General features: G+C 71.1%; 19 protein-coding genes. 12 read left to right on the forward strand and 7 right to left on the reverse strand.

Annotation, left to right across the window (positions count from 1 at the left end):
- Positions 1–41: 41 nt before the first annotated feature.
- Entirely contained in the window at positions 42–2882 is a 2841-nt protein-coding gene (locus tag AC068B_RS21885) for an AfsR/SARP family transcriptional regulator (RefSeq protein WP_478673347.1), read from the forward strand.
- Positions 2883–2966: 84 nt separating this feature from the next.
- Here the strand turns inward: AC068B_RS21885 and AC068B_RS21890 are convergent, their stop codons facing one another.
- On the reverse strand, positions 2967–3254 hold the full coding sequence (locus AC068B_RS21890; protein WP_468568495.1) for a hypothetical protein: 288 nt from the start codon (positions 3252–3254) through the stop codon (positions 2967–2969).
- A gap of 90 nt (positions 3255–3344) precedes the next feature.
- Positions 3345–3518, reverse strand: a complete 174-nt coding sequence (locus AC068B_RS21895; protein ID WP_356255831.1) for a hypothetical protein — start codon at positions 3516–3518, stop codon at positions 3345–3347.
- 185 nt (positions 3519–3703) lie between these two features.
- Here AC068B_RS21895 and AC068B_RS21900 point away from each other — a divergent pair, with 185 nt between their 5' ends.
- The gene (locus AC068B_RS21900; protein WP_478673348.1) at positions 3704–4714 is read left to right on the forward strand and encodes an aminoglycoside phosphotransferase family protein; all 1011 of its coding nucleotides are present in this window, start codon (positions 3704–3706) and stop codon (positions 4712–4714) included.
- A 135-nt stretch (positions 4715–4849) separates the two neighbouring features.
- Entirely contained in the window at positions 4850–6106 is a 1257-nt protein-coding gene (gene thrS, locus AC068B_RS21905) for a threonine--tRNA ligase (protein ID WP_478673349.1), read from the forward strand.
- 31 nt (positions 6107–6137) lie between these two features.
- Here the strand turns inward: thrS and AC068B_RS21910 are convergent, their stop codons facing one another.
- Entirely contained in the window at positions 6138–6752 is a 615-nt protein-coding gene (locus AC068B_RS21910) for a LysE/ArgO family amino acid transporter (RefSeq protein WP_478673350.1), read from the reverse strand.
- Between the two features lie 70 nt (positions 6753–6822).
- Here AC068B_RS21910 and AC068B_RS21915 point away from each other — a divergent pair, with 70 nt between their 5' ends.
- From AC068B_RS21915 to AC068B_RS21940, 6 genes are all read left to right on the forward strand, one after another.
- A complete protein-coding gene (locus tag AC068B_RS21915) occupies positions 6823–7767 on the forward strand; it encodes a LysR family transcriptional regulator ArgP (RefSeq protein ID WP_478673351.1) in 945 nt (314 codons plus the stop codon).
- Positions 7768–7839: 72 nt separating this feature from the next.
- Complete coding sequence (locus tag AC068B_RS21920; RefSeq protein ID WP_356255816.1) at positions 7840–8106, forward strand: hypothetical protein; 267 nt, start codon at positions 7840–7842, stop codon at positions 8104–8106.
- Between the two features lie 190 nt (positions 8107–8296).
- Positions 8297–9076, forward strand: a complete 780-nt coding sequence (locus tag AC068B_RS21925) for a HalD/BesD family halogenase (RefSeq protein ID WP_478673352.1) — start codon at positions 8297–8299, stop codon at positions 9074–9076.
- Positions 9073–10401, forward strand: coding sequence for an APC family permease (locus AC068B_RS21930; RefSeq protein WP_478673353.1), 1329 nt, complete (start codon positions 9073–9075; stop codon positions 10399–10401). Before AC068B_RS21925 ends, AC068B_RS21930 begins: the two co-directional genes overlap by 4 nt.
- Positions 10398–11384, forward strand: a complete 987-nt coding sequence (locus tag AC068B_RS21935; RefSeq protein ID WP_478673354.1) for an ornithine carbamoyltransferase — start codon at positions 10398–10400, stop codon at positions 11382–11384. Before AC068B_RS21930 ends, AC068B_RS21935 begins: the two co-directional genes overlap by 4 nt.
- Positions 11381–12145 carry an SDR family NAD(P)-dependent oxidoreductase gene (locus AC068B_RS21940; protein ID WP_356255805.1) on the forward strand — a complete coding sequence of 255 codons (765 nt, stop codon included), beginning with the start codon at positions 11381–11383 and terminating at the stop codon, positions 12143–12145. The genes AC068B_RS21935 and AC068B_RS21940 overlap by 4 nt, the downstream gene beginning before the upstream one ends.
- A 39-nt stretch (positions 12146–12184) precedes the next feature.
- Here AC068B_RS21940 and AC068B_RS21945 read toward each other — a convergent pair whose 3' ends face one another.
- Positions 12185–12628, reverse strand: coding sequence for an Lrp/AsnC family transcriptional regulator (locus tag AC068B_RS21945; protein ID WP_468568597.1), 444 nt, complete (start codon positions 12626–12628; stop codon positions 12185–12187).
- Positions 12629–12713: 85 nt separating this feature from the next.
- On the opposite strand from AC068B_RS21945, the gene AC068B_RS21950 reads away from it, so the two are divergent.
- On the forward strand, positions 12714–13640 hold the full coding sequence (locus AC068B_RS21950) for an SMP-30/gluconolactonase/LRE family protein (RefSeq protein WP_478673355.1): 927 nt from the start codon (positions 12714–12716) through the stop codon (positions 13638–13640).
- 8 nt (positions 13641–13648) lie between these two features.
- Here AC068B_RS21950 and AC068B_RS21955 read toward each other — a convergent pair whose 3' ends face one another.
- The 3 genes from AC068B_RS21955 to uriH all read right to left on the reverse strand — a co-directional run bounded on the left by AC068B_RS21955 (position 13649) and on the right by uriH (position 16870).
- Entirely contained in the window at positions 13649–14239 is a 591-nt protein-coding gene (locus AC068B_RS21955) for a lytic polysaccharide monooxygenase auxiliary activity family 9 protein (protein ID WP_468568473.1), read from the reverse strand.
- 229 nt (positions 14240–14468) lie between these two features.
- A complete protein-coding gene (gene uriT, locus AC068B_RS21960; RefSeq protein WP_478673356.1) occupies positions 14469–15926 on the reverse strand; it encodes a uridine transporter UriT in 1458 nt (485 codons plus the stop codon).
- Complete coding sequence (gene uriH, locus AC068B_RS21965; protein WP_478673357.1) at positions 15923–16870, reverse strand: uridine-preferring nucleoside hydrolase UriH; 948 nt, start codon at positions 16868–16870, stop codon at positions 15923–15925. The genes uriT and uriH overlap by 4 nt, the downstream gene beginning before the upstream one ends.
- Positions 16871–17149: 279 nt before the next feature.
- Here uriH and AC068B_RS21970 point away from each other — a divergent pair, with 279 nt between their 5' ends.
- Positions 17150–18178, forward strand: coding sequence for a LacI family DNA-binding transcriptional regulator (locus AC068B_RS21970; RefSeq protein ID WP_478673358.1), 1029 nt, complete (start codon positions 17150–17152; stop codon positions 18176–18178).
- Between the two features lie 172 nt (positions 18179–18350).
- A complete protein-coding gene (locus AC068B_RS21975) occupies positions 18351–18641 on the forward strand; it encodes a hypothetical protein (RefSeq protein WP_478673359.1) in 291 nt (96 codons plus the stop codon).
- Positions 18642–18648: the final 7 nt, after the last annotated feature.

An 18648-nucleotide genomic window follows, 5' to 3' on the forward strand; every position in this document is an offset into this window, starting at 1 on the left:
TTCGCACATCTGGATCTTTGCCCGCAAGAGGAGTTGCATCAGTGGAGTTTCGGCTGCTCGGAGCGGTTTCCGTCGCCACTGAGGTCGGCGTGCTGCCTCTCGGCCCCGCAAAGCGGCGCAGCCTGCTCGCCGCCCTGCTGCTCAGGCCGAACCACCCGGTCCCGGTGGATCAGCTGACGTACGCGCTGTGGGACGACGAACCGCCCCCGCGGGCGCGCGGCGTCATCCAGGGCCACGTGTCGCGACTGCGGGTCCTGCTCAACACTGCGGACGCCGACATGTACGGCGTCGAACTGCTCACCCAGGGCACCGCGTACGTCCTGCGGATGCCGGAGTCCCTGCTCGACGCCCACCGCTTCGAGGAACTGGTGACGCTGGCCCGCAGTCAGCGGACGCCGGACGACGCCGTGGCGATGTACCAGGAGGCGCTGTCTCTCTGGCAGGGTCCCGCGCTGACCGGCGCGTTTCCGAGTCAGCCCTTGCAGGCCGCCGCCCAGGCCCTCGAGGAACTCCGCCTCGCCTCGGTGGAGTCGCTGGCGACGGCCTATTCGCGGATGGGCGAGCACGCCCGGGCCGCCGCGGTGCTGCGCGCGGAGGCGGGCGTCCACCCGCTCCGGGAGTCCTTGTCCGCCGCGCTCGTGCGGGAGCTGCAGCGTGCGGGGCGCCGTTCGGAGGCCCTCGACTGGTTCCACCGCACCCGGCGGCTGCTCGCCGACGAGTTGGGGGTCGATCCGGGCCGGGAGCTGGCCGACGCGTACACGGACGTGCTGCGCGGGGACGACGAGGTGGGTGCGACTTCGGCCCGGCGGCCCGCCGCAGTCTCGACCCCGACCCCGAACCCGACCTCGGCCCCGGTCTCAACCTCAGGCTCGACCACAGCTTCACCCTCACCCTCGACCGTAGCTCCAGCCCCAGCACCAGCCCTCCAGCAGGCGCCCCCGGCGCCGAGCCCGCCCTCGCCCCCGTCCCCCACCGTCGACCTCCTGCCCCGCATGCCGCGCGGCTTCCACGGTCGTGCCGCCGAGCTCACCGCCCTGTCCCGGGCCGCCGCGGGCGAAGCACCCGTCTGTCTGGTCACCGGGCCCGCGGGCGTCGGCAAGACGGCGCTCGTGGCGCACTGGGCGCACCGCAACCGCGAGCAGTTCCCCGGCGGCCTGCTCTACGCCGATCTGCGCGGCTTCAGCGACACGGGTGAGCCCGCCCTCCTCGAAGTGCTGCGGGAGTTCCTGCTCGCGCTGGGTGTCGCGCCGCGGCGGATACCGGAGTCGGCCGGTGGCGCGTCCGCGCTGTTCCGGTCCCTGTGCGCCGACCGCCGACTCCTCGTCGTACTCGACAACGCCCGAGCGTCCGCGCAGGTCAGAGAGCTGCTGCCGGGAGGGGCCGAGTGCGTCACCGTGGTGACGAGCCGGTACCGGCTGCGCGGTCTCATCGCCTCCGACGCGGCCAGGCCCGTCCCCCTCGACGTACTCGAACCGGAGGACAGCACCGCGCTGCTCGCCGCAGTGCTCGGCCAGGAACGGGTGCTCGCGGAAGAGGTGGCCGCCCGGCACCTCGCGGAGCTGTGCGGCGGGCTGCCGCTCGCGCTGCGGGTCGCGGCCGCCAGGCTGGCGGACCAGCCCGACTGGCCGCTGAGCGCGATGAGCGCCGAACTCTCCGACGAGTCGCGGCGGTTGAACCTCCTGGACGTGGAGGACACCGGCGTCCGGGCGGCGTTGCGGCTGACGGTGCGGCGGCTGCCGGATGACGCCGCGCACCACTTCGCCCATCTCGGGCAGCACCCGGGCACGCATGTCGACCGGTACGCGGCCGCGGCTCTCGCGGGGACGGACCCGGACGCGGCGGGCGCCGCACTGGACAAGCTCACGGCCGCGCATCTCGTGATCCGGACCGCGCCGGACCGCTGGACGCTGCACGATCTCGTACGGCTGTACGCGCGCGGTCTGGAGGCAGGGCCCGACGCCCTGGTGCGCGGGCTCGACCACAGTGTGGCCACGGCGCTCGCCGCCGCCGACGCGGCCGAGCCCGGTGACGAGTCGTGCTTCACGCTGCCGACGGACTTCCGTACGCCGCAGGCCACGAGGGAGTTCACCGACCGCGAGCAGGCCATGGCCTGGTACGCGGCCGAGCGCGACGACCTGACGTCGGCGGCGTCGGCCGCGCGGGCGGCGGGGCTGCACGGCAGGACGTGGCGGATCGTCCTCGCGCTGTGGCCGCAGATCGTGTGGCGGGTGCGGGACGACTGGGCTCCCTTGTTGCGCACCGCACTTGAGGCGGCGCGGGCCGACGGGGACGCGCGGGCCGAGTCGCGGGTGCGCGCCCTGCTCGGCTGGGTCCTGACGGAGGAGGGCCGCACCTCCGAGGCGCTGGCCCATCTGGAGGCCGCGCCCGTGCTCGCCGCCCAGGTCGGCGACCGGCGCGGCGAGGCGACCGCGCTGATCAACCTGTCGCTCGCGCAGTCCGAACTCGGCAGCCCCGAGGAGGCCGCCGAGGGGTGCGCACTGGCAGCGGAGCTCGCCCACAGCGTCGGCGACCGGAACACCGAGCGCCTCGCGCTGTACCACCTCGCCCGGCACCGCCTCGACGCCAGGGAGTGGCGGCCCGCCTTCGAGACGGCGGTCGCCGCGCTCGACCTCGACAGCCCCTCGGAGGCGTCGGCGGCGGCACGGGTGCTGCTGCGGACCGTGATCGGGGAGGCGCTGCTCGGTATGGGCGACGAGGCCGAGGGGATCCGGCGGCTGGAGAGCGCGGCCCGCGAGGCGGAGTCGTCCGGCTACGACGACGGCGCGGTCCGCGCGCTCGGGGCGCTGCTGCGGGTGTCGGCGGACGCGGGGCTGCAGGCGCGGTACGACACGGCGATGGTGCGGCTGATGGCTCGGGCGTGACCCTTGCGCGAGGCGGGTGCGGGTGCGCCCGAGGTCACACCCGGTCGGAGCTTCCGTCAGGCCGGGCGACCCCGGCCGTACGCCTCACTCCGTGGCTCTCCCCGGTGCAGGCTCCTCCGCACCGCGGGTCGCGTGCTCGGTGAGCTGCTGGTTCACCTCGCGGGTCTGCTCGGTCAGCTGGCGGGCCCGCGCCTCGGCCTGGTCCGCCCGCGCGTTGATGCGGGCGATGTCGTCCTCGATGACCTTGAGGGCCATCTCCGTCGCGGCATCCGCGTCCTGCGGCGGAAGGTCGCCGGGAAGAGCCTCCAGCGCGCTCTTCACCGCCGGGATGCCGCCGCGTTCGTGAATTTCTTTCCAGAACTCGTAGTCCATTGCGCCATCTTGGCCGATCGGGCGGCGTCGACGCGAACGGCGGCCGGGGCGCCCTCACGGCGCCCGTGCCGCACCGTCGTCCCGTCGTCTCTAGGACGTGGGCGCGGCAGGCGTACGGGCGCGGGCGGGCGTGCTGAAGTCCAACAGGTCCTCGGCCGTCTGCTGGGTCTCCTCCGCGGCCTTGCGGGCCGTGGCGACGACGTCGCCGTGTTCCTGGATGAGCGTGTGGTAGATCGGCGCCTGGGTGGCGTCATTGGCCGGCATGACCTGCGGCTCCTTGTTCGGTGACGGTGTGGCTCGGGTCGGCCGTGGATGGCCGACCCGCGACCTTACGCGAACTCGGTACGTCCGTGGCACCCGACCCCGATCATGAGACGGCCGCTTGTGACCACCTTCACACGCAGGGGCCGCAGGGCCCGAAAGGACCCCGGGCGACCTAGGGTGACTCCGTGCGCGAGAAGAGCCGCGACGGCAGCCGCGAGAAGAGCATCGAGGTGGCGCCCGTCGTACGCCGCCGGGCCGAGCGGCTCGGGCCGGTCGGTGAGAAGTGGCTGGCGGAGCTGCCCGCGCTGATCGCCGACCTCGAACGTCAGTGGTCCGTCGTCGTCGGACCGCCGCTCCGGGCGGGCGCGGGCGGCTACGTGGCCCGGGCCCGCACCGACAGCGGAGCTGCCGTGGTCCTCAAGCTGGCCCTGCCCGAGGCCGGTAGCGCGGGGCAGATCGCGACCCTCCTGCGCGCCGGAGGCCACGGCTACGTGCGGGTGCTGAACCACGACACCGACCGGTTCGCCCTGCTCATGGAGCACCTCGGCGAACCCCTGTCCGAGCTCACCCTCGCGCCCGAACAGCAGATCGCCGCCCTGTGCGCGACGCTGCGCCGGGCCTGGCAAGTTCCGCGCTCGCCCGGGCCCGCGGAGCCTGCCGGAGAGGACAAGGCCACCGCGCTGGCCGTGCTCGTCGAGCAGCTGTGGAAAGAACTGGGGCGCCCCTGCTCCGTGGCCGCGTACGACAGGGCCATGGCGTACGCCGAGCGCCGCGCCGCCGCGCACTGCCCGTCCCGAGCGGTGGTCGTCCACGGCGATCCCCACCCGGACAACCTGCTGCGCGTGCCGACGCCACGTGCGGGGGCGGAGAGCGGATTCGTCTTCGTCGACCCCGACGGCTTCCTCGCCGACCCTTCGTACGATCTCGGCGTGGTGCTGCGCGACTGGTGTACCGAGCTGCTGGCAGGCGATGCGCCACGGCTGGCCCGTCGCTACTGTGCGCTGCTGGCCGAGGAGTGCGGTGCCGATGCCACCGCGGTGTGGGAGTGGGGCTACCTCGAACGCGTCTCGACTGCGCTCTACCTGCTCGCCCACGGGGCGGAGGCAGCGAGCCGCCCGTACTTCGAGACGGCGGAGATCCTCGCGGACAAATCACGTGCCGTGCCGGACTCCGCTCTGTTACGGTCCCCGACATGAACAAGCGCGCTGCGATGACGACGACGCCGGAGAGTGTCCCGGCGCGCTGACCGATGTCTGAGTCCGAAGCCCCGGGGCGAGTGCCCCGGGGCTTCTGCTTGCGGTCACTCGCCTCACGTCCGCGAGGAGACCGCCATGAGCAATGCGACCCACGACCACGACCAGCCCCGCGCTCACGACCACGACCACCGCAAGCTCGGGCGCGAGCTCGGCCTGTTCGGCACCGACCCGCTGTTCGGTGCGGGACTTCCGTACTGGCTGCCGGACGGCGCGGCCGTGCGGCACGCCTTGGAGGAGTACATCCGCGACGCCGAGCGGCGTGCGGGCTACCGGCACGTGTACTCGCCGGTGCTCGGCAAGCGGGAGTTGTACGAGATCTCGGGGCACTGGTCGCACTACAGCGACGACATGTTCCCGCCGATGGACGTGGGCGGCGAGCAGATGGTGCTGCGGCCGAGCCTGTGTCCGCACCACGCGGTGATGTACCGCTCCCGCTCCCACAGCTACCGCGAGCTGCCGCTGCGCATGGCCGAGACCGGCGGCATGTACCGCGCCGAACTCTCCGGCGTACTGGGCGGGTTGAACCGGGTCCGCGCCATCCACCTCAACGACGCGCACATCTTCTGCACCTTGGACCAGGTCGCCGACGAGGCGCGTGCCGCCCTGGAGATGATCCGCTCCGCGTACGACGCGCTCGGCATCCGTCCGGCCCGCTTCCGGCTCTCCCTGCCGGGCCCCGGCGGCAAGTACGTCGCCGACCCCGAGAAGTGGCGCCGGTCCACCGCCCTGCTCACCGAGGTGCTCGACAGCTCCGGACTGCCCTATGAGGCCGCCGAGGGAGAGGCCGCGTTCTACGGGCCGAAGATCGATGTCCAGGTCGTGGACGGGGCGGGTCGCGAGTCCACCCTCTCCACCGTCCAGGTCGACTTCCACCAGCCCGAGCGTTTCGATCTGCACTACATCGGCGCGGACGGTGCCAAGCACCGCCCGGTGATGGTCCACCGCAGCATCATCGGCAGCGTGGAGAGAGCGGTCGCCCATCTCATCGAGCGGCACGGCGGCGCGTTCCCGGCCTGGCTCGCCCCCGTCCAAGTGGCGGTCCTGCCGGTCTCCGAGGCCCAGCTGTCGGGCGCCGAGCGGCTGCTGCAGCGGTGCGCGGAGCTCGGGCTGCGGGCCGAGCTCGCCGGTCCCGAGCTCGGGAGTCTGGGCGCGCGCGTCCGAGCGGCCCGTCTCGTGCCCTACCAGGCCGTGATCGGCGCCAAGGAGGACGCCGACGACCTGGTCGCGCTGCGGCTGCGCGACGGCCGACGCGTCGATCCGCTGCCCGCCGCCGAGACCCTGGCCCGCATCAGCTCCCTGATCGGGGCGCACCGCGCCGAGCTGTGGGACTGAGCGCGGCGAGGCGCGGGGCCGGGGGCAGGGGTCAGAGCGCGCCGATGACCAGCGTCAGGCCCATGACCGTCATCGTCGCGGCGATCAGGAAGTCCAGCGCCCGCCAGGACGCGGGCCGCGCGAAGAAGCCGCTGAGCAGCCGCGCGCCGTAGCCGAGCGCGGCGAACCAGCACACGCTGCCCAGCATCGCGCCCGCCCCGAAGGCCCAGCGCAGCGTGTCGTGACCGGCGGCGACCGAACCGAGGAGGAGGACGGTGTCGAGGTAGACGTGCGGGTTGAGCCAGGTCATGGCGAGGCAGGCGAGCAGGGCGCCGCGCCGTGACCCGGCCGTCGCGCCCGTGGCCGTCATGGCGCTGGGGCGCAGGGCCCGGCGTGCGGCGAGCACGGCGTACGAAAGGAGGAAGCCTCCGCCTATCAGGCCGACGAGGGTCAGCGCGGGCGGCCAGGCCGTGACCACGGTGCCGACTCCGGCCACGCCCGCCGCGATGAGCACCATGTCGGACACGGCGCAGATGGCCACCACGCTGAGCACCGACTGACGTCGGATGCCCTGGCGCAGCACGAAGGCGTTCTGCGAGCCGATGGCGACGATGAGCGAGAGTCCGGTGCCGAATCCGGCAGCCGCGGCGGTAAGTGCTGTTCCCATGGCATCGACGTTAAGGATCATTGATGCCTTAAGTACAGGTAAGGATTCTGATGTAGCTTAAGCAATCGTGATGTCATCTTCTGGAGGCGCGACATTCAAGTCGGGGGCGCTGTCGGAACTGCCGCTGGAGCATGTGCGCACACTTCTCGCCGTCGTCGACGAGGGCACCTTCGACGCCGCCGCTGCCGCCCTGCACGTCACGCCACCGGCGGTCAGTCAGCGCGTGAAGGCGTTGGAGCGCCGGACCGGCCGTGTCCTGCTGATGCGTACGAAGCCGGTGCGGCCCACCGAGTCGGGGCAGGTCGTCGTGCGGTTCGCCCGGCAGCTGGCCCGCCTCGAACGGGACGCGCGCGCCGAGCTCGGGATCAGTGACACGGGCGAGCCCGCCGTGCTGCCGGTCGCGGTGAACGCCGACTCGCTCGCCACGTGGTTCATGTCCGCGCTGGCCCGGATCCCGGACGAGCTGCGGATCTGTTTCGAGCTGCGCCGCGAGGACGAGGACCACACGACGTCGCTGCTGCGCGAGGGTTCGGTGATGGCGGCGGTGACGTCGTCGCCGGACGCGGTGTCGGGCTGTACGGTGCGGCGCCTTGGACGGATGCGGTATCTGCCGGTCGCCTCGCCCGAGTTCGCGGCGCGGCGGCTCGGCGACTGGCCGCGCGTGCCGCTCGGGGAGGTCATCGCGGACGCTCCCGTGATGTTCTTCGACCGCCGCGACTGTCTGCAGGACGACTTCGCACGCAAGGTGACGGGCGGGCGCGGCGCCAGCCCGCTGCGGCACTACGTCCCCTCGTCGCGCGGCTTCGTCGAGGCGATCGAGGCGGGCCTCGGCTGGGGCGTGGTGCCGCAGGCGCAGGCCGAGCCGCTGCTTCGCGCAGGCACGCTGGTCCTGCTCGATGCCGAGCGCGTGGTGGACGTACCCCTGTTCTGGCAGCAGTGGAAGCTCGACTCCCCCGCGCTCGCCGCGATGGCGGACGCGGTGGTCGCCGCGGCCGCGGCCGCACTGGACCGGTGACATGCGACTGGACCGGTGCCACGGGGCGAACAGAACGTGCGGTGCGCGCGAGTCCTGTCTAGCGTCACTGGCATGAACACTGATCCGCAGAGTTACGAGCTGCTGCTGGTGCCCGAGTTCACCGCGGGCGACGGGGCGGGGGCGGGCGGCTCCGCCGGGGCGCTGCGTTCCGCGGTGGTGGTGGCCACCGGGAAGACCGGCGCCTCCGGCTATCCGCGGTACGTGGGGGACGGCATGGAGGCCGACATCGACCCCGAGACCCGGTCGGTCGAGGCCGTACTCGTCGACGGGTCCGAACTGGACTACGGATTGTCGGTGCGGGTCGCCCCTGCGGAGTGACCGGACTGACAAAAAGAATCGGCGTGTCAAGAATTCCGCTGCACTGTTTATACGGATGTATGCAATACGAATCATTCACGCTGGCTTGAACAGATCGCTTTCCGTGGGGCTCACAGGTCGACCGGGTAGGCTTCGGTCCGCCAAAAGACAACATGAGTAAACCTCCTGCCGACCATGTGGGGAGCTGGTCATGCGACCGGGCGAGCGGATCGGGGGCCTCGTTCAGTCCCTCTCGGAACACCTCGTCAACAATGTCGAGGAACGAATGCTGGAGGGCGCGCGCCGCGATTTCCTCCAGAACGGATTCACCAAATTACCCTTCTTGGTGCCCGACCTCGTGAAGTCGTCGGTCGCGGCCGAAATAGAAGATCTCATCGCCGAACACGGCGTGCGTCGCGGAATGAGCTTCAAGGAGACCGGCGACACGCCCCGGCTGATGCGCAATGTCCGCCATCGCGAAATCAGCGAGCACGGGGACGTCATTCCACAGGTGTACGCGGCCACCGACCTGCTCGGCGCCCTGGGAAGGGTCGCCGGAGAGCCGGTGCTCACGTGCCCCTACGAGCCGGAGCGGTATGTGATCACCGAGCTGGAGCAGTCCGGTGACACGCACGGGTGGCACTGGGACGACTACAGCTTCGCGCTCGTCTGGGTCGTCACCTGTCCGCCCGCCGAGCACGGCGGGTTCGTCCAGTGCGTGCCCCGCACGTACTGGAACAAGGAGGACCCGCAGCTGCACCAGCAGTTCATCGCACAGCCCATCCACTCCTTCGAACTGCAGCCGGGCGACCTCTACTTGATGCGCACCGACACCACCCTGCACCGCGTCTACCCGCTCACCCGCGGCCGCCGCCTCATCATCAACATGGGCTACGCGTCCCGTGCCGACCTGCACAAACCGATCAGCCACGAAACCATGGACGCGCTCTGGAACGGCTCACGCAAAGACCAAGCCGGGCAGACCGTATGACCCCAGTGGAGGGGGCCGCGCCGGAAGCGTCCGAGCCCCCTCGGCTGGTCCGCCAGCTGGACACCTCGGGGCTCGTGGCGCACTACGTCACCTCCGTGATGGGCGCGGGCGTGCTGCTGATTCCCGCTCTCGCCTGGGCCGAGGCGGGGCCGCTTTCCCTGGTCGCGTGGGGGGTACTGATCCTCTACAGCTATCCCTTCGCCCTCGTCTTCGCGAAACTGTCCGTACGGCATCCCACGAGCAAGGGCGTCGCCCAGTTCGTGGAAGCGGCATTCGGCGCCCGGGCGGGCCGGATCGCCGCCGTCTTCCTCCTCCTCACGCTGCTCGCGGGCAATCCGGTACTGGGGCTCGCGGCCGGGCGCTATCTGCTCGCGGCTGTCGATCCCGCGGCTTCGAACCGCGCTTCCCTCCTCGCGGGCGCCGCCGTCATCGTGTTCTGCGTCGCGCTCAACCTCTGGGGAATCAAGGTGAGTACGCGCGTCCAGATGACGGTTCTCGGCTGCGTGGTGCTGTTGCTGGCCGTCGTCATCTGCCTGGCTCTCCCCAAGGGGGACTACGGACGTCTCGCGCCGTTCGCCCCGCACGGCTGGAGTTCCCTCGGCAGTACGTTGCTCATCTGCTTCTTCGGGTTCATCGGCTGGGAGAACGCGGCCCCGGTGGCCGAGGAGGTGCGCAATCCCGGACGCACCTTTCCCAAAGGGATTCTCTATGCCGTCAGTTGTGTGGGTCTCCTGTACTTCGCCATGGCGTTCACCGTCTCCGTGGCACTGCCCGAGACGTCCGCGGGCCAGTCCGATCTGACGGCGTTCGTGCGGCTCCTCCAGGTCGCCACGGGGTCGGGTCTTGAGAGCACGGGCTATCTCATCGCGGGAGTCCTGCTGCTGCTCACCACCAACGCCTGGTGCCTGGGCACTTCCCGCGTCGTCTTCGCGCTCGCCAGGGACGGCATCCTGCCGACCGGGCTCAGCCGCCTCTCCCGACAGGGCAAGGTCCCGGCGCGCGCCGTTCTCGCGCTCCTGCCCGGCTACGCCGTACCGGTCCTGCTCCTCCTGGCCACCGACTCCGGCGAGACGACGCTCATCAAGGCGTCGTCGGCCACCTACCTGCTCATCTTCCTCATGGCCTTCCTCTCCGCCGCCCGTCTCCTCCCCCGGGGCCGCACCGCCCGCCTGAACCTCGCACTCATCGCCTCCACCGCCGTCATGCTGCCGTTCCTCGGCGTCAGCGTCGCCGTGGCGCTGGCGATGCTGCTCGTCTCCGTCGTCGCCGAGCACTGGCTGCGGAGGCGCGTCCCTCCTTCCACCGAGACAGGAGTACTCACGTGACCGCGCGACACATCCTGCGCATACAGGACCTCTCCGCCAAGGAAGTGTGCTCCCTGCTCGACCTCGCCGAAGCGATGAAGCGCGGCGACGACTCGCGCGCCCACCTGGCGGGCCGCTGCATCGGCCTGCTCTTCAACGTGCCCTCCACGAGAACCCGGGTCTCCTTCCAGGTCGCCGCTTCCCAACTCGGCGGCGACAGCTACCCGTACGGGGTGGAGGAGCTGCGGCTCGCCAACCGCGAGTCGATCGAGGACACCATCGGCGTACTCAACCGCTATCTCGACGCCCTCGTGGTGCGCTGGTACGACATGAACGAGTACGGCGCGGGACACCGCCGGCTGCGCGCGATGGCCGAGCAGGCCACGATCCCCGTCATCAACGCGCTGGACGACGAGGAGCACCCGTGCCAGGTCCTCGCCGACCTGATGACGCTGCGGGAGCTGTTCGGTGCGCAGGTTCCGGCCAAACGGATCGTGTACGCCTGGTCCTATTCGCCGCGGCAGAAGACCCCCGGCGTCCTGCACTCCTCGATGATGGCCGCGGCCCTGCTCGGGCACCGCATCACCATCGCGCATCCGCCCGGCTTCGCCCCCGAGGAGCGCGTGACCCGAGCCGCCAGGGAGGTCGCCGCCGGTACCGGCGCGAGCGTCGAACTCACTCACGACCTGGAGGCGGCCGTCCGCGGCAGCGCCGCCGTGTACACCCTGAGCTGGAAGTCCCCCACGCTCGTCGGCCAGGAAGAGATCCAGTCGCGGACGCGGCTCGCGGACCGGTGGCGGATCACCGCGCCGCTGATGCAACTGGCCGACGACGAGGCGGTGTTCCTCGACTGCATGCCCACCAACCGGGGCGAGGAGGTCGACGCCGAGGTCAAGGACGGGCCGCGGTCGAAGATCTTCCAGCAGGCGGAGAACCGTCTGCACACCCAGAAGGCCCTGCTCACCCAGCTGTTCGACGGAACGCTCACGGGAGACCGGCGATGAGGGCGGGACGGTCGGGCGCACGGGTGGCGCTGGTCACCGGGGGCGGCGGAGGCATCGGCGGCGCCGTCGCGCGGCGACTCGCGGACGAGGGCGCGGCCGTCGCGGTCGTCGACCGGGACCGCGAGGCGGCGGCCGTGGCAGACCGCATCCGTGCCGACGGCGGGGTCGCCGAGTCGTTCCTGTGCGACGTCTCCGACGAGGACGACGTCCTGGCGCTCGTGAAGGAGGTCGTCGGCAGGCTCGGCGGCATCACGGACGTGTGCTGCGTCGCGGGGAGCATCCGGCGGGGAACGGTGCAGGACCTGTCCCTGGAGGACTGGCACAGGTCGTTCGCGGACAACGTGGACTCGGTCTTCCTGGTGTGCCGGGCGGTGCTTCCGCTCATGGAGCGGGCCGGACGCGGCAGCATCGTCACCGTCGCCTCCGGCTGGGGGCTGCGCGCCGGGGAGAAGGCCGCCGCGTACTGCACGGCCAAGGCGGGTGTGGTGATGCTGACCCAGGCAATGGCGCTGGACCACAGCCCCGCGGGCATCAGGGTCAACTGCGTAGCACCGGGCGACACCCGGACCCCCATGTTGGCCCGTGAAGCGCGCCAACTGGGCCAGTCCGACGCCGAGTTCCTCGCCGAGGCCGCCGAACGGCCGCTGGGCCGGATCGGGACGCCCGAGGACATCGCCGCCGCGGTCGCCTTCCTCGCCGGGCCCGACGCCGACTTCGTCACGGGCAGCGTGCTCACGGTCGACGGCGGAGGCAGCGTCTGAGACACCGCAGCAGGGCGGGCGGGGTCGGCCGGGACAGGCTCAGCCGGGCAGCGGCGAGACGGGGCGTTCGAAGAACGTCTCCAGGGAGACCGTGGCCTGGGTGCCGCTGACCCCTTCGATCGCGTACAACCGGCGCAGCACGTCCTGCAGCTGCACGGTCGTCGCCGTGCGGATCTTCACCAGCACCGAGGCGCTGCCCGCGATGACGTGCGCCTCCTGTATTTCGGCGATCGCCGCGAACGCTTCGGCGGACTCCCCCATCCACGCCGTCGATTCGACCATCACGAAGGCGAGCACCCCGCGGTCGAGCGCCGCGGGGTCCACCTCGACGGTCGTGCGCCGGATGACTCCGCGCTCACGGAGCTTGCGCACCCGCTCGTGGGCGGCGCCCGCGGAGAGACCTGCCCCCTTGCCGAGCGCGGCGTACGAGATGGTCGCGTCCTCCTGGAGGAGAGCGATCAGCCGACGGTCGATGTCATCCACGGTCACCATGGCGCAACCATACAGCGTTCTGACATAGTCATGACCGACCGAACATCATTCAGCTTCAGGCCACCTAGGGGTATCCATGTCCGGCAATGACAGCACCTCCCTGTACGAGATCCTGGACGAGCGGTTCCGTACCGGACGGTGTGCGAACGGGGACGACCGGCTCGAGCGGCTCCACGGGGGCTGCCGGTGGGCCGAAGGGCCGCTCTACCTCCCCGCCTGGCGCCAGGTCGTCTGGAGCGACATCCCGAACGACCGGCTGCTGCGCTGGGACGAGACGACCGGCGCGGTCTCCGTCTTCCGCTCGCCCGCCGGGCACATCAACGGCAACACCCTCGACCGCGAGGGCCGACTCATCAGCTGCGAGCAGGGCAATCGCCGGGTCACCCGCACCGAGCCCGACGGCCGGATCACGGTGCTCGCCGAGCGGTACGAGGGCAAGCGGCTGAACAGCCCGAACGACGCGGTCGTCCGCTCGGACGGATCGGTGTGGTTCTCCGACCCGGACTTCGGCATCACCAGCGACTACGAGGGATACCGCGCCGAGCCCGAGCTCGACGGCCTGAACGTGTACCGGATCGACCCGTCGACGGGCGAGGTGCGCCTGGTCGCGGACGGTTTCGGGGCGCCGAACGGGCTCGTCTTCTCGCCCGACGAACGGCAGTTGTACGTCTCCGACACCCGCGGCGGCTGCATCCGGGTCTTCGACGTGCGCGAGGACGGCACGCTCTCCGACGGCAAGGTGTTCGCCGAGGCCAAGGACGGCGTCAGCCGGTTCGACAACATCCGCTTCGACGACGGCGGCCGCTTGTGGGCCGCCGCCATCGAGGGTGGGGTGCACTGCTACGACCCCGACGGCACCCTCATCGGGCGGCTTCGGGTGCCGGAGCCGGTGTCGAACATCGCGTTCGGCGGCCCGAAGAACAACCGCCTGTTCATCACCGCGACCAGCTCGCTGTACTCACTGGTCATGGCCGTCACCGGGCTGCCGCGCGTGCGTCGCTGAGCGGTACTTCAGAAGCGGACGTCGGAGCAGGCGTAGAAGGCGTTGCCGGTGTCCGCGATGGTCCATACGCCGAGGATGATGTGCTGACCGGTCTTCTGGGGCAGGACACCGTCATGGGTGACCGTGGAGCCGGGCTGACGGCCACCGAAGGGCACCGCGAGGAACGGCTGCAGTTCCAGGTCGGCCCTGGTCAGCGGCTTGGTCGGGTCCCAGCCGTCCTTGGTGATGTAGTAGCGGAAGTCGGTCGTGGCGTGACGGGCGGTGATGCGCCAGAGGAAGGTGTGGTTCTGGCCCGCGGTCAGCTTGGTGGTCGGCCACTTCCCGCCTCGCGGGTCGTCCAGTTCGGAGAAGCGTCCGATGCCGCCCGAGCAGATGTGGCCGTCGCCGGGCCCGCGCGCGGGGAACCCCTTGGGCCCCTCCACGCTCGGCGGCTCCCACTGGATCTGCCCGCAGTTCCGGACGGTGCCGTTGCCGCACAGCTGCTGGCGGCTGACGGGCGAGTCGGTGTAGCCATGGGCCTGGGCACTGCCGCTGGTGGCCAGCATGGCCGAACCGGCGAGGCCGAGGCCCAGGAGTAACGAGGTGAGCTTGTTTCTCACGAGGGGCTCCCGTGGTCCGAGGATGCGGTTGGGACGGACGCACACCTCTGGAACACCACCGGTCGAACCCTGAGGAGCGGGGCGGCGGTGCGGGGACAACCGGAGGGCACACGTCCGACGCGGTCTAGACCAAGTCCGAGAGTAGCCCCATGAGTTGGGCATGTCCATACCAATGAAGATCCCACGGCCAATGGCCGTGGGACTCCATTCACTGGTGCCGCCGCACCGCTCACTCCGTGGCTTCCGCCTCCACCGGCTTGGGGATGAGGAAGGACGTCACGAAGGCCGCCGCGATGAGGGCGACTCCGGCGATCATGCCTGCCGTGTATCCGGCGGGAGAGGTCTTGTCGGCCGGTTCCGCCGCGGTCTGCACGGCGTACAGGACGGCGAAGCTGAGGCCCGCGCCGAGGTTGAAGGCGCCCGCGTTCAGGCCGGGCAGGAAGCCCGGGTTCTCCTTCGGGGAGAGCACGATGCCGAGGCCGTTGAGGACGATGTTGCCCACGCCCGCGTAGGTGACGCCGATGAGGATCGACGCGGCGAGGAGCAGCAGCCGCGAGTCGGCGTGCAGCGTGAACAGCATCAGGGTGACCGTCACGGCCGATCCGATGAGGCCGAAGCGCAGGATGCGCCCGTAGCCGTACGTGGCGGCGAGGCGTCCCGCGATGGGGCCCATGGCGAGGCCCGCGAGGGCATACGGCGTCAGGGTCCACCAGGCGGACTGCTCGGCGCTCATGCCGAACCCTGCCTGGGCGTCCTGGGCGAAGGCCGGGATCATGCCGTTCATGACGGCGAACACGCCGGTCATGGTGAGGACCGTGGTGAGCAGCAGGGCCCAGGTGGAGCGCTGGCGCAGATGGCGGGTGGCGACCAGGGGGTGGCTGCTGCGGTCCTCGACGCGCCAGAACAGAGCGAAGGCGATGGCGGTGACGACGAAGAGGCCGACGACGAGCGGCCAGTTCGCGTTGCCGAGCTTGCCCGCCTCGTTCAGGGCGATCAGGGCCGCGCCGACCGAGATGACCAGGAGGGTGACTCCGGGCCAGTCCATGCGGCTGTCCGCACTGTCGGCGGAGAGGGCCGCCTTCGACTCGGGGGTGAGGGTCGCGACGAGGAGCGTGGCGATCGCGGCGACACCGGCCATGGCCCAGAACACCGACTGGAAGCCGTGGTGGTCGGCGAGGTAGCCGCCGGCCAGGGAGTCGACGCCCGCGATGCCGCCGTTGACGGCGGTGATGACGCCGAGGAGCGTGCCGTACTTCTTCGGCTCGTGGACCTCGTTGCGCAGCATGATGAGGCAGAGCGGCACGGTGGGGCCGGAGACGCCCTGGATGACGCGGCCAGCGAAGAGCATCGGCACGCTCTCGGCGAGGGCGGCGACGACGCAGCCGACGACCATGAGCGCGAGCATTCCGGCGAGCACCTTGCGCCGCCCGACGAGGTCGCCGAGGCGGGGCAGGAAGAGCGAGAAGAGCGCGGCCGAGGTGAAGAACGCGGTCTGGGTCAGCCCGATCTCCGCGGAGGTCGCCCCGAGGGAGTCCTCGATGTTCTTCAGGGCGGGGCTGAGCATGCTCGCGTTGAGCTGGAAGGCGAAGCAGGCCGCGAGGAGCGCGGTGACCAGGACCCCGATGCGCACCGGCCGGGAGCCGCGGGCGCCGCCCGGAGCGGCGGCGGGTTCGGTGAGGGCGTTCATGCGCTGACGTCGCCGATCCGCTCGAGGGCGTCCACGATCAGGTCCCAGAAGCGCTTGTGGTCCAGGTCGACGGCGACCTGGGTGGTGCAGTCGTCGGGGGCGGGCGCGCGGAAGTCCGTCACGGTCATGCCGAGGGTGAGGGTGCCGGTGAGCTCGATGTCCACGGGGGCCTTGCGGACGGTCATGACGCTCGGGTCGATGACGTAGGCGACGGCGCACGGGTCGTGGACCGGCGGGGCGTCGAAGCCCTGGGCCTCCAGGTACATGGCGCCGAAGAAGTCGAGGAGCTCGTTGACGAAGAGGGCGGGCTTGGTGCCGACCTGCGCGATGCGCTCGACGACCTCGGGGGTGGCGAGGGCCTGGTGGGTCAGGTCGAGGCCGACCATGGTGACCGGCCAGCTCTCGTTGAAGACGATGTGCGCGGCCTCGGGGTCGATCTTGATGTTGAACTCGGCAACCGGGCTCCAGTTGCCCACGTGGTAGCCGCCGCCCATCAGGACGACCTCGCGGACGCGCTCGACGATGCGGGGCTCCTTGCGGGCGGCCAGGGCGATGTTGGTGAGGCCCGCGGTGGGGACGATGGTGATCTCGCCGGGCTCGTGGGCCATGACCGTGTCGATGATGAGGTCGACGGCGTGGCGCTCGTCCAGGGCCACGGTCGGCTCGGGCATCACCGGGCCGTCGATGCCGCTCTCGCCGTGGATGTCGGGGGCGGTCTCGACGTCGCGGACGAGGGGGCGGGGGCAGCCCGCGGCGAAGGGGACGCCGGTGATGTTCGCGATGCGGGCCACCGAGAGTGCGTTGCGGGTGACCTTCTCCAGGGTCTGGTTGCCCACGACGGTGGTGACGGCTACCAGGTCGACATCCGGGTTTCCGTGCGCCAGGAGCATGGCGATCGCGTCGTCATGTCCGGGGTCGCAGTCCAGGATGATCTTTCGGGGCATCGCGGAACCTCTTTGTTCGGCTGAGCTGACGCTGCGTGGCGGACGCTGCGCGGCGACGGCTCGGGAAAACGTTCTCCCAAGACTGTGTGCACCGGTGCGAATTATGTCAATGGTCAACGACACACCCCGGCAAACTCGCCCGGAACGGACATGGTTCCAGGGGGCACCAGCGCGTACAGAATTGGTTCAACAGGGAGAATACGCCCGGAAAATCGGGCCTGGTGACGCCGATGACCCGCTGATAACGTTTGCCGAAACGCATCGAAGGGTGGGCGCGGCGTGGCCGACGTAACGCTGAGAGACGTGGCCCGGGCCTCCGGCTGCTCCGTCGCGACGGTCTCCCGGGTCCTTGCGGGCACCCGCCCCGTCGGCGCCGAGACCGCCCGCCGGGTCCGTGAGGCCGCCGAGGCGCTCGGCTACCGGCCGAACCACGCGGCCCGCGCCCTGCGCAGCCGCACCACGGGCACGGTCGGGCTCGTCCTGCCGCAGATCACGAACCCCTTCTACCCCACGCTGGTACGGGAGTTGACGCACGCCCTGCACGCCGAGGGGCGTGCCGTGCTGCTCGCCGACTGCGACGACGACCCGGTGGCGGAGGCGGAGTACGTCGCCGACCTGCTGGGTCGGCAGGTCGACGCGCTCCTGGTGATCCCGGCGCACGAGGAGCGCAGCAGGGCGGCGGTGACCGCGGCGGCCGCCCGGGTGCCGCTCGTCCTGATGGACCGGGGCTGCGGGCCCGCCGTCGCCGACTCCGTGGCGGTGGACAACACCGCGGGCATGGCTCTCGTACTCGATCATCTGGCCGCCACGGGCCGCCGCCGCGTCTGCTTCCTCGGCGCGGCGGGCACGGCCTCGACCGCCGCGGAGCGACGCGGTGCCTACGCGGCAGGTGCCGCCGCGCTCGACCCCGGGGCGCCGGACCGGGTGGCCCTCGGCGACTTCTCCGTGGAGTGGGGCCGGGCCGCGGTCGACGAGGTGTGGCCCGCCCGGCCCGACGCCCTCGTCTGTGCGAACGACCTGATCGCCGTCGGCGCGCTGCAGCGCCTGCAGCAGCTCGGCGTCGACGTACCCGGCGAGGTCGCCGTCACCGGCTTCGACGACATCCCGATGGCGGCGCTCTCCGCACCCGGCATCACCACGGTCCGCCAGCCGGTGGCCGAGCTGGCCGCGGAGGCGGCCCGCCTGCTGGCCCGGCGCCTCGCCGGGGGCGAGGAGGGCCCGCGTCAGGCGATACGGCTGGCGCCCGAGCTGGTGGTGCGCGAGTCGAGCGCACCGATCCGTGATCGCGCTGAGCCCTACACCGCGTAACTGCGCACCCAAGGCTGTTACTTGCGTCATACCGGCTTGAACCTGCTTAGCCAGCGAGTCGTCGCACCACGCGATGGCCGAGGTGGACGATTGCCGACTGTCTTTCCGCCCCGGCTACCCTGACCCAGCCGGTGTGCCGGGAAAGTTCTCCCGCCTTGAGAGAGGGCCGAGCGTGACGGAAGAGCGGTCGTACCCACGCGTCACGAAGGGCTGGCGCAATGCACCGGTCGCGTGTGCGGACGACGAGTGGGTCTCCCAGCGGGAGGCGGCCCGGCTGCTCGGGGTGTCCACGGCACGGGTGGTCTGGCGCCTCATGAGCGAGCATCTCGTACCGGCCCACGACAGCAGGCGCAGACCCGGAGTGACCCGTGCCAGCGTCGAACGTGACCTTCAGTGGCTCGCGCAAGCCTCGCGGCCCGCAAAGGCACTGCGCATCGTGAAGGGTCTGGTGCGCTGGATCTGACGGAGGA

The organism is Streptomyces sp. NPDC042371 (genome assembly GCF_056437465.1).